Origin of the sequence: Pseudodesulfovibrio sediminis, from assembly GCF_020886695.1 — a bacterium.
GTDB lineage: Bacteria > Desulfobacterota > Desulfovibrionia > Desulfovibrionales > Desulfovibrionaceae > Pseudodesulfovibrio > Pseudodesulfovibrio sediminis.
Genome location: NZ_AP024485.1, coordinates 510318 through 526077 on the forward strand (window position 1 = coordinate 510318; position 15760 = coordinate 526077).

Genomic DNA, 15760 nt, shown 5'->3' on the forward strand with positions numbered 1-15760 from the left:
AAAGAGCAACCATTGGGTTAAACACTTTTGAGAAGCCCCCACAAAGCCTCGCTCCCCTCGGCCTCATGAAATGCCCGACGGAAGGATTCGTCTTTGAGCAGACGAGAAATATGCGCCAGAACTCGGAGGTGCATACCTGCCACCTGTTCAGGAGCCAGAACAACAAAAAATATCGTGCATGGTTTGTGATCCAAAGCATCAAATTCAATACCGGTCTCACTGCGACCGACAATAACAATGACGTTTTCCAGATCTTCCAGTTTGCCGTGAGGGATAGCTATACCATCACCAATGCCGGTAGTACCGAGTTTTTCACGTTCGAAAAGGACACGGACCGCCTGGTCCGTGTCCATTTCTGGATATTGTATGCCCACAGGGGCGATAAGTTCTTTCAACACATCCGATTTGGATTCGGACGTCAATACGGGAAGGACAAGCTCCTTCGCCAAATAGTCACCAAGTTTCATATTTAGTTTCCAGGGTCGATCAGTCCGTAATCGCCATTTTTTCTTTTATAGATTACATTTACGCCCTCAGTTTCCGCATTGCGAAAAACCAGGAAATCATTTTCAAGTACATCAAGTTGCATGGCTGCTTCGTCAACGGACATGGGCTTGGGCACATACTCATCCGTACCGACGATGGTAGGCACAGCTTCCGGAACGAGGTCCTGGAAGGACAAGACACTCATCTGCCCCATCTTGTTTGCACGCGCTTTCCTGATACGGCTCTTCTGCTTTTCGCGCATCTTTCTGAGTTGGGCTTCCAGCTTGTCGAGAACCATGTCAATAGTCGCATACATGTCCTCAGAGGCCTCATAGGCCGATATGTGAATGCCATCCGAATTCAGAATTACATCCGCCATATGGCGAAACTTTTCGACCAGCAAATTGACCTGGAGATCGGCTTCCGAATCAGAAACGTATTTGGCGACCTTTTCAAAACGCTTTTCTGCGTAACCCTTGAGATGATCAGACGGCTCAAAGTTCTTGAAAGTGAAGCTGATGTTCATACGCTGCCTCCTGGTTTAGAGTGCGGCAAACCGTACTGGTTTAGAAGTACTGCTTGCGTTTCGAAGAAGAAGGAATACCCATTGCCGAACGATATTTGGCGACTGTGCGCCTGGCGATGTTTACCTCAAGCTTTTCCTTGAGTTCATCCCCAATCTTTTCGTCACTGAGCGGTTTCTTCGTGTCTTCTTCTGCTATCATTTGCTTGATAAGCGCCTTGACGCTTTCTGAACCCACCTGCGAACCATCATCCAGTTCCAGGGCAGAATTAAAGAAGAACTTTAACTCAAAAATCCCATACGGAGTTGAGACATACTTACTAGTAGTAATACGGCTCACCGTGGATTCATGCATCTCAATATCCTCAGCTACCTCCTTGAGGATCAGGGGTTTGAGCTTTGTCACACCCTCCTCGAAAAAGGCTCGCTGGAAGCGGACAATGCTCTCAACTACTTTATACAATGTTCTCTGCCGCTGGTACAGACTTTTCATCAACCATGCGGCAGATCGCATCTTTTCCTGAAAATACTCTTTTTCCTTGCCCGCTGCACCCTGCATGGAATCCATGTAGAAGGTGTTCATCTGCAACCGCGGCATGCCGTCCTCGTTCAAGATGATGACGAACTCCTCACCATACTTGTAAACAAACACATCCGGGCTGACATAATGGGGCTCGGTACTGGAAAAATTGGTTCCCGGCATGGGATCAAGGGTCTGCATGAGGTCAAGATAACTCTTGAGCTCATCCATGGAGATCTTGAACTTGCGGGCAAGGGGCTTGTATCGATTCTTCTCAAGGTCTTCCAGATGATCTGTGACCAACGAGACAAGAATGGGGTCCGTGTACCCAAGGACCTCCATCTGAACGAGCAGACACTCCTGCGGAGTGCGTGCGCCAATGCCTATGGGATCAAGGCGTTGGATGCGTGAAAGAACGTATTCAATCTCCTCTTCGGTGGCTTGCACCATGGATTGAATCTCTTCCATTGAGGCCTGAAGATAGCCATTGGTATCAACGTTACCAAGGATGATCTCACCGATAGCCAATTCGTGTTCGGAAAAATTCGAGAGACGCATCTGCCAGTTGAGATGCCCTTCAAGAGACGGCTTGGAAGCCAATCTGGCCTCAAAAGACATACCCTCTTCCGGCATTTCCGCGTCACGGGCTGCAGACTGCTTGGAGGTGCTGGAGAATTCGCCTAGATAATTCTCCCAATCCGCATTGCGAACCAGCTCTTCTTCGGCCTGAGATTCTGTCATCGCCTCTGAGGAATCAGAAACATCAGCCTCGGTTTCGCTCTCATCGAGAAAAGGATTCTCCATGAGTTCCTGCTGCACTGTTTCGAGCAATTCCAATCGCGAAAGCTGCAACAGCTTGATAGCCTGCTGCAACTGCGGTGTCATAACCAGTTGCTGAGAGAGCTTAAGCTGTTGTCTGAGTTCCAATCCCATTATTTATGCCTTGAGCTGTATGCAATTTATTTTTTGATACAAATCTTCATTTATGTAGATTTACTATGCCACAATCAACTGACAGAAGCAAGAATATTCTTATAAACTACTGTCAGCATTAACGATATACGATACAAAATCTGACATGAAAAAAGTGTACCAACGATTCACCATTGTGTAAATCGACAATACGTAAAACTTGTGTGGAGAGATGATTACAAGCTGAAATCTTCGCCCAGATATATTTGACGGGCACGACTTGATTGAACGATTTCGTCCGGAGAGCCTTCCAAGATGACTGAGCCTTCATAGACAAGGTATGCCCTATCGCAAATATTTAATGTTTCTCGCACATTATGGTCGGAAATCAGAATTCCGATCCCCATACTTTTAAGGACGGAAATAATCTCCTGAATATCAATGACCGCAATAGGATCAATTCCCGCAAAAGGTTCATCCAACAAAATAAACTGCGGGTCGAGGATAAGCGCCCGGGCGATTTCCAATCTACGACGTTCACCACCCGACAGAAACATGGCCGCCTGGTCCGCCAGCTTGGTAATGGTAAACATTTCCATCAATTCATCCGCTCGAGCCCGCTGCTTTTTTGAACTCAAGGGCGTCTGCTCAAGGATGATCTCGAGATTCTGACGAACCGTCAGCTTCTTGAAGATAGAGCTTTCCTGGGGAAGGTAACTCACACCCATACGAGCCCGTTCATGCAACGGCTTGTCAGTAAGCACTTCGCCGTCCAGGGAGACCTCCCCGGTATTCGGCTGGACAATGCCGACCAGCATGTAGAATGTCGTGGTTTTGCCCGCTCCGTTGGGCCCCAGCAAGCCGACAACTTCCTTGGGATTAAGCTCGATATTGATGCCATGAACGACTTCTTTCTGGCCATATCGTTTGGACAGATTTGCTGCCCGCAGTCCATCAGCCATTATTGCCCCTTGATTTTGTCAGGAGTCATGAAAATGGCTTTGACCCGCTGGCTCTTACCGCCGACCACCTCACTGCGGTTGTCCTTGAGGTGGAATTTGACCACCTCTCCGGAAAGACTGTTTGGACCATCCTGAAGCAAAGGGTTTTGCTCCATTTTAAGCAGTTGCGCTTCCACAAAGTATGTCAGCTTACCGCAAGTACCCTGGCTCTTCCCTTTAACGGCTTTAACGTTGCCCTTGGCAATTATACGATCAATGCTGTCAGCAGAAAACTTCTTGCCGGTCTTTGAAGAAAGAAACGCAGAAAGAGAGTTCGCCCACAGCGTCAATTCTCCATGCACTGCAACCACATTGCCGACAAAGGACACCACTTTACCGGATTCGTCATAGGTCATGCGGTCGGAAGTGATCTTGACAGGAACACGATTGGGATCAATGCCGGTCAGGACTGGGTCCGGAGGCGTATCGGCAACTGGGGCCTTAACCTCACCTTCCCCACTTGGCGCTTCGACAACTGTTTGGGAGGTAGGTTTCTGTTCAGGCTTGGAAGTTGGTTTTTGTACGGATTTGGGAACAACTTCCAGATACTTGGCGTTGGCGTATCCAACGGCTTTGGCCTTGTCGCGCACCTTTTCATTTATATTGAAAACAGCAATCCAGCCATTTTCGAGAAAATCGCATTTTACCCGTTGCCCTTTGGCAAGAGTCAGGACGTGTTCACTCGTTTTGTCAGGCAATTCTCGCACATTGAGATTGACGGTAGCCTGACGAAGCTCACCCCACTCCTGAGCCAGGACGGTAGTGGGCAAAAGCACTGTGAGCAATACCAATGCAGATAGCAGGATACGTATATTCATCATCACGACCTCACTCTTCATTTTCAATCAGCGGATTGTTGTCCAGCCCTTTGGGAGCCAACAGAGCTTCCACTCCGCCAGCTGCGACCATTTGGCGTGTCACCAGATCAATTTCAAGCGCAGTGGCCTGAACCGTCATGTCCGGTCGACGGACCGTCACTCCGCCTTTGAGGTATACTTTACCAATTGCACCAACATAATCAAGGTGTTGTGCATCAAGAGCCATGTTTCCAAAACGACCGCTGACACCGTCATACAGGGTCAGATTATCATTTTTCTGATCAACTTCTCCGTGATCGGCACGGACATAGACTTCCTGACGATCATCACCAAAAAAAGCGGTCAGCTGAGGATATTCAACGCCGATAAGGCCGACACTCTGGTTATACTTGGCTGTTTTAGCCAACAACTTCCAGGTCATGCTCCCTCGTTTTCCCTGAACAAGCTCAATATCTTCTGCGGAGACATCCGCTTCTTCGAGCAATCGCTGACGTGTATTGGCCGTAGTGGTCGACGTGGCCTCGGTTTCAATAATCGGGTCAGAAAAAAAGAGTGTTTTGACCGCGATACCGAGCCCAAGCCCGACAACAAAGATCAAGGCGAAAAACAACGCCGGACGCCCTTGCATTATTCCGCCCACTGTTTCCAGGCCTCTTCTTTGAGCCCGCGTGCTTCAAGAATAAAGGATATGGCTTCACGCACTGCGCCATCACCTCCTCGGCGGGTGGAAACCCAATCAGCTACCGAGAGGGTTTCAGGCACCGCGTTTGGCACAGACATGGCCAAACCAGCCACGGCCATGACACCAAGATCAATCCAGTCATCACCCATGAAGGCCGCTTCGGATGGCTGAATACCGACCTGGTCACAAATCTCTTTGAACAGGGGAGCCTTGTCATGCTTGCCGGAATAATAATATTTGATTCCAAGCTCGGTAACCCGTTTCTCGACCGGCTTTTGATTCAAACCGGTTATGACCCCGATTTCAAGCCCTGATGCCTGAGCAAGCTTGATGCCGAGACCGTCCTGAACATTGAAACGCTTCATGACAATACCATCGTCGCCATAATACAGCCCTCCGTCCGTGAGGACGCCGTCCACGTCAAGAACGAGCAGCTTGATATTCCTTGCGAGCTCGAATGCTGCATCAACCACGATTCAACTCCCACAAGGCTTTCAAACGGACAAGCAGCGACTCGACCTGGTCCAGTGGGAGGCTGTTGGGGCCATCACACAAGGCCTTGTCTGGATCGGGGTGTACCTCCATAAAGACACCGTTGGCGCCCGCGGCCACTGCAGCCGAGGCCAACACCGGAACGTACTCCCGCTGCCCGCCACTTGAACCACCCATGCCGCCGGGCAACTGAACCGAGTGCGTTGCATCCATGACCACAGGCACATCAAACGCACGCATCTGCGGAATGGAACGCATATCCACGACAAGGTTGTTGTAACCATAGGTGGAGCCGCGCTCCGTGAGCCAAACTCGTTCGTTGCCCGAAGCGCGTACCTTGTCCACGGCGTTTTTCATATCCCATGGAGCCAGAAACTGCCCTTTCTTGATATTGACAACGGCCCCGGTCTTGGCCGCAGCCACGAGTAGGTCGGTTTGACGACACAGAAAAGCCGGAATCTGAAGCACATCCGCCACCTCGGCCACGGGTGCGGCTTGTTCGGGGTGGTGGATGTCCGTGACAACTGGCAGTCCGAAGGTCGATTTGACCTCGGACAGCATTGTCAGTCCTTTTTCCATGCCCGGACCACGAAAACTGGTCACGGACGTCCTGTTCGCTTTGTCAAAAGAACTCTTGAAGATCAGCGTCAGACCCAGTTTATCTGCCAGTCCGGCCAGGGTCTCGGCAGCCTGAAGAGCGATCTCCCTGCTTTCAAGTGCACAAGGCCCGGCAATAATGAACGGCCCTTCCAGACTTGCTGTATAGAGGTCTGTCATCAGCTATTTCTTGCCCTTTTCTTCTTTTGAGGCCCTGATGAAATCCCTGAACAGCGGATGCGGGTTCATGGGATTGGATTTGAATTCAGGGTGGAACTGACAGCCCAGGAACCAGGGGTGATTCGGCAGTTCAACTATTTCCACGAGGGATTCGTCTGGTGCCGTACCCGACAGGACCATACCGTTTTCCAGGAACGCTTCAATAAAATCATTATTAAATTCAAAACGATGACGATGGCGCTCATCAATATTAATAGTTTTGTACGCCTCGTAGGCCATGGTGTCTTTCTTGAGCTTGCACGGATAGGAACCAAGACGCATGGTGCCACCCTTGTTGGACTCTTCACATCGAGTTTCGGTCTTCTTGGTACGGAAGTCATACCACTCTTTCATCAAATAAATGATGTTGTTCTTGGTGGTCATGTCAAACTCTTCCGAATTTGCGTCTTCCAGACCAATGACGTTACGTGCGAATTCAATGCAGGCACACTGCATGCCAAGACAGATACCAAAGAACGGCACCTTGTTTTCACGGGCATACTGAATGGACAGAATCTTGCCTTCGACGCCACGGGTTCCGAAACCGCCGGGAACCAGAATACCATCCAGATCCTTGAGTTTCTTCTCGACGTTTTTGGCGTTAACCTTTTCCGAGTTCACATACTCCAGTTCAACCTTGACCTCGTTGGCAACTCCACCATGGACCAACGCTTCGTGCAGGCTCTTATATGCTTCAGTCAAATCAACATATTTGCCGATGATACCGATTTTGACCGAACCCTCGGGATTCTTGAGGACATGATTGAGCTTGATCCACGGATCCAGTTCTGCGTTGCGAGCCGGAAGCTTCAACAGAATGGCAATTTTCTGATCAACGCCCTCTTCATAGAACTGGAGAGGCACTTCGTAGATGGAGGAAACATCCACGCCCGTGAACACGGCGTCCTGATCAACGTCACAGAACAGCGCGATCTTGCGTTTGAGATCATCCTCAAGTTCTGTTTCGCAACGACAGATAATGATATCAGGCTGGATACCCACGGAACGCAGTTCCTTGACGGAATGCTGTGTGGGCTTGGTCTTCAACTCACCGGCAGTCTTGATATAAGGGACCAGAGTAAGATGAATGTACAGCACATTTTCCTTGCCAAGGTCATTCTTGAGCTGACGAATGGCTTCAAGGAAAGGCTGGCCTTCAATATCACCAACCGTACCACCGATTTCGATAAGCGCGACATCTTCGCCGTTCGGCAGGTTGATGACTGCTTCCTTGATAGCATCGGTAATATGCGGGATGACCTGCACGGTACCACCGAGATAATCGCCCCGGCGTTCTTTCTGAATAACAGAGTTGTAGATAGACCCGGAAGTGTAGTTGTTCTGCTGACTCAAGGCGGTATTCAGATAGCGTTCATAGTGCCCCAAATCCAGGTCGGTTTCAGCACCATCATCGGTGACATACACTTCACCATGCTGGAAGGGGTTCATGGTGCCTGGGTCGACATTAATATACGGGTCGAGTTTCTGAATTGTGGCCTTGAGTCCTCGTGCCTGGAGAAGTGCGCCGATAGATGCGGCTGCAAGTCCTTTGCCCAGGGAAGAGAGAACACCGCCGGTAATAAATATGAATTTGGTTTTCATGCGCCAAAAAGCCCCTTCATTATGCTTGAATTATTTGGATATATCATGTTCGGACTTCTGCTCCGAGCATATTGACTGTCGTACGCCGGACAAGTATGTTCCCGTCCAGCACATAGCTGCTTTGCAAATTTCGCAGGGTACTGCGACAAAGTCAATACGAAGAGGAGATTTTAATGGCCAGCGTCAACGCTCTTGTCATAACCGGATACGGTACCAACTGCGAAAAGGAATCTGCCTATGCACTCAAGCAGGCAGGCGCAGAGAATGCCGATATCGTCTATTTTTCCGACCTTGCTGCCGGTCATGTCCGCATGGACAAGTACAATTACCTCCTCTGCCCCGGCGGATTTCTGGATGGTGATGACCTCGGTGCAGCCCAGGCGGCCGCACTGCGCTGGCGGTGGTCTAACGACACCGACGGCAAGCCCGTTCTGGACCAGTTGAAAGCCTTTTTTGACAACGGAGGTATTATCCTCGGTATATGTAATGGCTTCCAGCTTCTTTGCAAACTCGGCCTGCTTCCCGCTATAGGCGGCAAATATTTTGAACGTCAGGTTTCTCTTTCGTATAATGATTCCGGTCGATTCGAAGATCGCTGGGTCCGCCTGAAAGCCAATGCGAACTCCCCCTGTGTCTTCACCAAGGGAATTGAATACCTCGATGTGCCCATCCGCCACGGCGAAGGCAAGATCATCCCCATGGACGACCCGACCTTCCAGGCGCTGCAGGATGAAAACCTCATTGCCGTCCAATACGTAGACCCTGCAACCAATGAGGTCACCCAGGAATATCCATACAATCCGAATGGTTCCCCTCTGGGCATTGCCGGCCTGACAGATCCCACAGGCCGCATTCTCGGTTTGATGCCTCACCCTGAAGCTTACAACCATGTAACCAACCATCCGTCCTGGACCCGCGGCACAGATCCGAACATTCCGCTGGGACTGGTCATGCTTGAAGCCGGGGTGAAATACCTCAAGGCGCAATAGGTTCAGGGGCTGCTCATGACTGCCCCCACCCCGCCGCAACCGCCTGTCGGAGTCAGCTGGCGGTCACTCATGGATGTCGCCTTTGAAGAGGCGTGCAAGGCTGCCAAAAATGGTGAAGCCCCCATTGGTGCCGCCCTGTTCTCCGCGAAGGGCGAACTGATTGCCAAAGCATACAACCAGCCCATTGCGTTGAATGATCCCACCGCACATGCCGAGGTTCTCTGCCTGCGCAATGCCGCTTCATCATTAGGAAATTATCGGCTCAACAACACCATAATGGCTGTGACGCTGGAGCCGTGCCTCATGTGCACCGGTGCGCTCATTCATGCTCGGGTCAGCGGTGTGCTCTTTGCGGCCCGCGATGATCGTGCCGGAGCTTTGGTCTCCAACCTCAATGGTTGTGCCCTTCCGTTTACCAATCACAACCTGTGGACAATTGAAGGTGTTATGGCCGACGAATGCAGCGGCATTCTCAAACGTTTTTTCCTTGAACGGAGAAAATAGGGTTTTGCCCCTTTACAATCGGCAAAACAGGTTTATTTCCTCACATTCAAGACCATTCAAATGTTCAGGAGTATACGATGATAATTGCACTTCCCACCCGTGACGGAAATATCGACGACCATTTTGGTCATTGTGATCACTACACGCTGATCACATTGGACGATGACAAGAACATTGTCAGCAAAGAACGCATGGACTCCCCGGAAGGATGCGGCTGCAAATCCGACATCGCACCGGTCCTGGCCATGAAAGGCGTCAAGGTCATGCTGGCCGGAAACATGGGCCAGGGTGCAGTCAACATCCTCCAGGACAACAAGATTCAGGTTGTACGTGGCTGCTCCGGCGATATCGACGTAGTCGTCGAAAAATGGCTGGCCGGTGAAATCAAGGATGAACTGATCATCTGCGATCATCACGATTGCGACCATCACTAGCCACTGCGAGTAAAGAACCAAAAGCCCCAAGCATCGCTCGATGCTTGGGGCTTTTCTTTGAAAAAGACGGCACTGGCGAAGCTAAAGCGTCGTTTTCAAAGACGCGACGCTGGTAACGTCCGCATAAACCATTCCGAGCGCAGCCAGAAAAGCGGCATGAACATGCGCCGCCGGAACAGTTGTCCCCTCAAACTCCAACGACCTGGCAGCACAGGCGTCATGAGCTACAACCACTTCAAATCCCAGATCAAAGGCGGCGCGCACGGTCGCGTCAATGCACATGAGTGTCATCATGCCAATGACGACCACCCTTTTCACGTCGGCATCTCGGAGTGCGCCCTCCAATCCGGTCTCCCGAAAACTGTTCGGATAGTGCTTGAGGATCACCTTTTCTCCATTAACGGGAATAACCAATGGGTGAATTTCTGCCCCCTTGGTTCCTGGCAACAAGAATCCGGCTTCGGGCCGCAGGCTCTCATGGCGAACATGAAAAACGGGTAATCCACGCTCCCGGAAAGTATTCAGGAGGATCTGTCCTTTCCTTACGGCCTTCTCAGCATTTTCTTGCTCAAAAGCACCACCAGGAAAATAATCATTTTGTAAATCCACTACAATCAACGCTGTCTTATCCATCTCAATCTCCTTTTTTATCAGTGCAACTCAGTTGGTTCGCCTTGAGTCCAGAGCTCGCCATCAATACCTGCATCAAAAATACAACGTTTGGCATGAATCAAAAGTGTCGCAATTGACAAAAAACAGGCAAAAATTGACAATGCAATACAAAGGGACAATCAAATGGTTCAAATCGACATTCTCAGCATCCCAGGATGCCTAAACTCGGCAGTTTCCGGCATTGGCGAAATCCTGACCTTGTCCAACACAATTGCCAAAGCTGATATATTTCAACACGCTGTACGTTCAGTGTATGGACAGTCCGTACAAAGCTTCACAGGGGAATCCATAGAACCTGTCGGACAGCTGGCAGACGCTTCACCAGATATTCTCATTCTACCTCCCCTGCTGAACTCATTGGATGAGGTCCTCTCCATGCGGGAGATCATTAATTGGCTGTCTGCTTTTCATGCCTCTGGCGGAGTCGTCGTAACGATATGTGCCGGAGCGTTCCTGCTGGCCGAAACAGGACTCCTTGATGGACGGGCGGCAACGACCCATTGGAATCTTGTTCAGGATTTCAAGAACCGCTATCCTTCTGTTGATCTCCAGGCAGAACGGCTCCTCATTGACGGAGGTGATTATATCTGTGCCGGAGGGATTTCCGCCTGGATGGACTTGTCACTGCATCTGGTCACACGGCATGCCGGGAGAGACATTGCTCGAGCTTGTGCCAAGATGATGTTGATGGACCCGCAACGTGAATATCAAACACCCTACGGCATGGGAGGATTTCGCCGGAATCATGGCGACGATGCAGTTCTTGCCTCCCAAAAATGGCTGGATACGCAGTATTCAGCGGTGGTTCGCATCAAAGACATGGCCGAAATAGCGGCCTTGGGAGAACGGACCTTTCTCCGTCGCTTTCGTGCGGCAACAGGCATAACACCGGCAAACTATATTCAACAAATACGAGTGGAAGCAGCACAAAATCTCCTTGAAACAACAAGCCTGGGGGTTGAAGAGATCGCAGATTCGGTTGGCTACGGAGACGACAGTACATTCAGAAAACTCTTCAAACGGATAATGGGGTGCACGCCCTCTGCCTACCGACAACGATACTCAGCCCTGAACAAAAAGGATGGGGCTTAAGCACAGGATACACCAATACTCTGTCTAAAAGAGTAGCAAAATTCCTTGCCAGCAAGGCCTAGTCTGTTTATATACCCACTTCACATCGGCGTTAGCCACCGCGGAGAGGTAGCGAAGTCCGGCCGTAACGCGCTCGACTCGAAATCGAGTTACGGGTTCATCCCCGTACGTGGGTTCGAATCCCACCCTCTCCGCCATATTTCAAGGGGTTGCGTATTCATACGCAACCCCTTTCTTCATGCTTTTTTTGAACCATATGCGTTTTGATATGCGCTTCGTCTCTAACAAGGTTTCACATCAGAAACGAAATCGCGTGTAGATTCTTTTTATTCCAGAGACTTACTTCAGGTATTTCTTTAGAATTCGATCATATTCACTCGTACCATTTTCATCGGGGATTTTCAGTTTTTCAAGGGCGGTATTCAGCTTGCTGATAAACTGGTCATCAAAGCTCTTGTTAAAGCCGAAATAAAGATCCACTTCTTTGATGACATAATACACCTGGTACATAGTTGGATCAATTCCCAGCTCTTCCATCATGTGAAAGGACGGAATGGCCGCATACGCCAACAGGTCTAGACGCCCGTCTGCGAGCATTCTCAAGCCAAACTCCGTCTTTGGAATACGGTATACTTTATCCGGAGGAAACCCCTGCTTGAACAATAACTGCTCCGGGGCTGAATTAAGCAACGTTCCCACAACGTACTTCGAAGCATCCGAAGCCGTTTCCACAACAATATTTCGATTTTGTTTACCAATGAGGGCGAGCTGTAAGGGATATACAGGACCGACCCATTTAAGCTGATCTTTGCGCTCTTCTGTAAATGCTGCGCCCAATAACACATAACCAGGCATTGTTGTTGTGTCTTCATATGCCCGCGCCCAGCCAACCATCTGTATCGAAGTTGGATCAATCGGGTTTCCAACGTCCTCCATAATCTCAGCCAGAACATCGACCATGATCCCTTGCACCTTTCCCTTTCTCTGAAATTTCAAGGGAGGCAAGGTGTTTCCAAGCACTTGAATATCATAGGAAAAACAAACTGATGGAGCAAGACAGAAGCAGAATGTCAGCAGACAGCATAGTACATTTATCATACTATTGAATACATACAACCTTAACCATACGCAAGCAGGAGATTATAATTCACAAACGACGACTATTGAGGGTCAGATTACCTTAAACTTAACTTGAGCTTAAATAGACACCGACTCAACATAGACAATCTTTTTTTTGAAAGACAATATTCTATAAATATCATCTAAAAAACAACAACATACAGTAGTCAAATATACAAAAAACAATTTACAAAGCTGTTATCACATAAAACGACTTCAATAACACATGCTCAAGCCAATTGTTAGCATGTGTTCTATACAGAATATAAAAATACAACAGAGTGTCTATTACATATATAATTAATCAGCATTAAAAACGCGTTAGACAAAGATTATAATTGAAAATTATATTGATTTGGATATTGTTAGGTTGACAGTGTTTTTTAGGTATTTGTTTTTTTTTTGAATTTCAACGAGCAGGTGTGGGGATGCAATTCAAATCGATCAAGACGAAAATTGTGTTTATGTCAGGGTGCTGTCTCATAGCAACAGTGGTTTTCCTTGTTGCTTTGCAGATCTATTCACAAGAACAATCAGCCGACTTCGTGACTCAAAAGGTCAATGAACTTATTGAGAACCAAACTCGTAAGGGACTGCTGGCTACCGCTGAACGTGAAGCAAATTATCTGAGTGGAAAATTAAACATCAATATTGACACGGCCCGAACTGAAGCTTCTGCCTTCAGGGCTATTGTCAGCAACCCTGATCTGGTTTCTTCTATCGATGTTAGAAAGACATTTAATGACATTCTCCTGACAATCTTGAAAGATAATCCCGAATTTTTGGGAACATATAGTGCGTGGGAACCGAATGCCCTTGATGGACTTGACGCGCGATATGCAGGAGACAAGGCAAGCGGACATGATGACAGTGGTCGGTTCGTCCCTTACTGGAACAGAGACAAGACCGGCGCTATCGCCCGCCAAGCGCTGGTGGGATACGAAGATGCCTCATTACACCCCAACGGTGTAACCAAGGGTGGTTGGTATCTGTTCCCTCGTCAAAGAAGAAAAGAAAACATTCTCGACCCGTTTCCGTACATAGTACAGGGCAAGCAGGAAATGTTGACAACCATATCTGTGCCCATAATCGTCAACGGCAAATTCCTGGGTATCGGCGGTACAGACCTTAGATTGGATTTCATCCAGAGCCTCAGCCAGGATGTTGCCAAAAATTTGTATGATGGTCAGGCTGTTGTTCAGGTTATCAGTAACATGGGTATTGTTGTCGCCAACAGTGAAGACACAAACTCAATAGGCAAGCCTTTGAAGGATGTCTTTGATGGTGATTGGCAGGCGGTTGTAAAAAGCACAGAGTCTGGAACTTCCAACATTCTGATTTCGCCCGAAAATGAATATGTTGAAATTACTGCCCCGATTCATCTTGGCAACACCGGCACTCCCTGGTCAATCTTTATCAGAGTAAAGCGTGCTCTTGTATTCGAAGAAGCCACTAAGCTGGCTCAGATCATGGCCGAAAACGCACGGGGCAACACGATAATGGGCGTTTCTGCCGGAGCAGTCATTGCCATCCTCGCTTGTATGGCAATCTGGTTCCTGGCCAATGGAATTATCAAGCCGATCAGAGTTGCTGTCTCCTTCACGGAAAAGATTGCAAGTGGTGATTTTGTCAACAATAATATTGATGTCAACCAAAAGGACGAAGTCGGTGTCCTGTCCAACACCTTGAAGAGCATGGCCGAAAAGCTCAAGGGCGTTGTCCTGGAAGTCAAGAACGTCTCTGAAAGTGTCGCCTCAGGCAGCTCCGAATTGTCCTCCTCCTCCATGGATGTATCACAAGGCGCAACCGAGCAGGCCGCTTCCATTGAGGAAGTAACTTCTTCCATGGAAGAGATGACCGCGAATATCGGTCAGAATGCCCAAAATGCACAGGAAACAGATTCATTGGCAACCAAGGCTGCTACTGATGCAAAGGTTAGTGGAGAAGCTGTGGAGAAGACGGTTATCTCCATGCGGAGCATTGCCGAAAAGATCTCCATTGTCGAAGAGATCGCCAGACAAACCAACCTGCTGGCACTGAATGCTGCCATTGAGGCCGCACGAGCAGGTGAACACGGCAAGGGATTTGCTGTTGTCGCCGCAGAAGTTCGCAAGCTCGCAGAACGAAGTGGAGAAGCTGCCGCTGAAATCAGTGAATTGTCGAGCAGTAGTGTCGAAGTTGCAGAAAAAGCTGGTGATATGCTGAAGTCTCTTGTTCCTGACATCGAGAAGACCGCAGCGCTGGTCCAGGAAATTACTGCAGCCTGTAACGAACAGAACTCCGGCGCAACTCAAATCAACCAGGCTGTCAGCCAGCTTGATTCCGTCATCCAGCAAAACGCTTCAGCAGCTGAAGAAATGGCATCCACAAGTGGTGAACTTGCCTCTCAAGGAAAGCACCTGCAACAGGTCATGTCGTTCTTCCATGTAGACGCCGGCGGTGGATTCAAGTCGTCTTCGGTACAGGTTCAGAGAAAGCCCGTAGCCGCCATTCCTCCCTCTGCCCCCAAGGAAACACCTGCGAAGGGAATGCAGTTGGAAGGCATGAATGATTCTGACGACAGTGATGAGTTTGAACGCTTCTAACCTGTCATAGTTATACTCAAAAACATGGCGAGGCTTTAGGGCCTCGCCTTTTTTATTGAGCCTCTGCCTCAGGTAAAATAACGCTGCGCTTCATAACGCAACAGAATCACAGAGCTGCCTTTATTTATTGGACAACGTTCATTCAAAGGCCTATCCAAAACCATGTCCATGTTACCGTTCACACATTCCGTTGTAGAACTTATCCGATCCATCCTAAGGGGGACGGTATCGACCTATGGCAGTATTGCTGCCATGGCCGGGAGTAGTGCAGCGCGACAGGTAGTCAGAATCCTGCATATATACAGCAAAAAGGAAAGCCTTCCCTGGCACCGTGTGATCAACAAGAAAGGAGAAATCTCTTTGAGCGCTTTTCAAGGATATGAAGAGCAAAAAGCATTATTGGAAAGCGAAGGTATTATCTTTGATCACAACGATAAAATTGATCTCCAACGCTTTCAATGGAAGCCGGACATAACGAATTGTAAGCCCCCCACCCTTTAACCATGACCTCAC

Annotated in this window: 17 protein-coding genes and 1 tRNA gene; 7 read left to right on the plus strand and 11 right to left on the minus strand. The window is 49.0% G+C overall.

Annotated elements, in window-relative coordinates; all coding sequences use genetic code 11:
- Nucleotides 1-17: 17 nt before the first annotated feature.
- The 9 genes from SRBAKS_RS02510 to pyrG all read right to left on the minus strand — a co-directional run bounded on the left by SRBAKS_RS02510 (nt 18) and on the right by pyrG (nt 7852).
- Nucleotides 18-467, minus strand: coding sequence for a PTS sugar transporter subunit IIA (locus SRBAKS_RS02510; protein ID WP_229593286.1), 450 nt, complete (start codon nt 465-467; stop codon nt 18-20).
- A 2-nt stretch (nt 468-469) separates the two neighbouring features.
- Entirely contained in the window at nt 470-1012 is a 543-nt protein-coding gene (gene hpf, locus SRBAKS_RS02515; RefSeq protein WP_229593288.1) for a ribosome hibernation-promoting factor, HPF/YfiA family, read from the minus strand.
- A gap of 40 nt (nt 1013-1052) precedes the next feature.
- Complete coding sequence (gene rpoN / locus SRBAKS_RS02520; RefSeq protein WP_229593290.1) at nt 1053-2462, minus strand: RNA polymerase factor sigma-54; 1410 nt, start codon at nt 2460-2462, stop codon at nt 1053-1055.
- 215 nt (nt 2463-2677) lie between these two features.
- The gene (lptB, locus tag SRBAKS_RS02525) at nt 2678-3403 is read right to left on the minus strand and encodes an LPS export ABC transporter ATP-binding protein (RefSeq protein WP_229593292.1); all 726 of its coding nucleotides are present in this window, start codon (nt 3401-3403) and stop codon (nt 2678-2680) included.
- A complete protein-coding gene (locus SRBAKS_RS02530) occupies nt 3403-4263 on the minus strand; it encodes an LptA/OstA family protein (protein WP_229593294.1) in 861 nt (286 codons plus the stop codon). Before SRBAKS_RS02530 ends, lptB begins: the two co-directional genes overlap by 1 nt.
- Before the next feature lie 7 nt (nt 4264-4270).
- Nucleotides 4271-4888 (minus strand): LPS export ABC transporter periplasmic protein LptC, encoded by a 618-nt coding sequence (lptC, locus tag SRBAKS_RS02535; protein ID WP_229593297.1) that lies wholly within the window; start codon nt 4886-4888, stop codon nt 4271-4273.
- Nucleotides 4888-5415 (minus strand): KdsC family phosphatase, encoded by a 528-nt coding sequence (locus SRBAKS_RS02540; protein ID WP_229593300.1) that lies wholly within the window; start codon nt 5413-5415, stop codon nt 4888-4890. Before SRBAKS_RS02540 ends, lptC begins: the two co-directional genes overlap by 1 nt.
- Complete coding sequence (gene kdsA, locus SRBAKS_RS02545) at nt 5408-6211, minus strand: 3-deoxy-8-phosphooctulonate synthase (RefSeq protein WP_229593302.1); 804 nt, start codon at nt 6209-6211, stop codon at nt 5408-5410. The genes SRBAKS_RS02540 and kdsA overlap by 8 nt, the downstream gene beginning before the upstream one ends.
- Nucleotides 6212-6214: 3 nt before the next feature.
- Nucleotides 6215-7852, minus strand: a complete 1638-nt coding sequence (gene pyrG / locus SRBAKS_RS02550) for a CTP synthase (protein ID WP_229593304.1) — start codon at nt 7850-7852, stop codon at nt 6215-6217.
- 173 nt (nt 7853-8025) lie between these two features.
- Here pyrG and SRBAKS_RS02555 point away from each other — a divergent pair, with 173 nt between their 5' ends.
- The 3 genes from SRBAKS_RS02555 (at nt 8026) to SRBAKS_RS02565 (ending at nt 9779) form a co-directional block, all read left to right on the plus strand.
- Nucleotides 8026-8841 (plus strand): phosphoribosylformylglycinamidine synthase subunit PurQ, encoded by an 816-nt coding sequence (locus tag SRBAKS_RS02555; protein ID WP_229593307.1) that lies wholly within the window; start codon nt 8026-8028, stop codon nt 8839-8841.
- Nucleotides 8842-8856: 15 nt separating this feature from the next.
- On the plus strand, nt 8857-9345 hold the full coding sequence (locus SRBAKS_RS02560) for a nucleoside deaminase (protein WP_229593309.1): 489 nt from the start codon (nt 8857-8859) through the stop codon (nt 9343-9345).
- A gap of 77 nt (nt 9346-9422) precedes the next feature.
- Nucleotides 9423-9779, plus strand: a complete 357-nt coding sequence (locus tag SRBAKS_RS02565; protein WP_229593312.1) for a NifB/NifX family molybdenum-iron cluster-binding protein — start codon at nt 9423-9425, stop codon at nt 9777-9779.
- Between the two features lie 81 nt (nt 9780-9860).
- Here the strand turns inward: SRBAKS_RS02565 and SRBAKS_RS02570 are convergent, their stop codons facing one another.
- A complete protein-coding gene (locus SRBAKS_RS02570; protein WP_229593315.1) occupies nt 9861-10412 on the minus strand; it encodes a cysteine hydrolase family protein in 552 nt (183 codons plus the stop codon).
- Nucleotides 10413-10574: 162 nt separating this feature from the next.
- Here SRBAKS_RS02570 and SRBAKS_RS02575 point away from each other — a divergent pair, with 162 nt between their 5' ends.
- Complete coding sequence (locus tag SRBAKS_RS02575) at nt 10575-11543, plus strand: GlxA family transcriptional regulator (RefSeq protein ID WP_229593317.1); 969 nt, start codon at nt 10575-10577, stop codon at nt 11541-11543.
- A gap of 102 nt (nt 11544-11645) precedes the next feature.
- Nucleotides 11646-11740 (plus strand) — tRNA-Ser (locus SRBAKS_RS02580).
- A gap of 142 nt (nt 11741-11882) precedes the next feature.
- On the opposite strand, the gene SRBAKS_RS02585 is transcribed toward SRBAKS_RS02580, so the two are convergent.
- Entirely contained in the window at nt 11883-12641 is a 759-nt protein-coding gene (locus tag SRBAKS_RS02585) for a substrate-binding periplasmic protein (RefSeq protein WP_283816513.1), read from the minus strand.
- A 449-nt stretch (nt 12642-13090) separates the two neighbouring features.
- Between SRBAKS_RS02585 and SRBAKS_RS02590 the strand changes: the two genes are divergently transcribed.
- Both SRBAKS_RS02590 and SRBAKS_RS02595 read left to right on the plus strand, forming a co-directional pair.
- Entirely contained in the window at nt 13091-15247 is a 2157-nt protein-coding gene (locus SRBAKS_RS02590; RefSeq protein WP_229593322.1) for a methyl-accepting chemotaxis protein, read from the plus strand.
- A 168-nt stretch (nt 15248-15415) separates the two neighbouring features.
- Nucleotides 15416-15748 (plus strand): MGMT family protein, encoded by a 333-nt coding sequence (locus tag SRBAKS_RS02595; RefSeq protein WP_229596894.1) that lies wholly within the window; start codon nt 15416-15418, stop codon nt 15746-15748.
- The last annotated feature ends 12 nt before the right edge of the window (nt 15749-15760 follow it).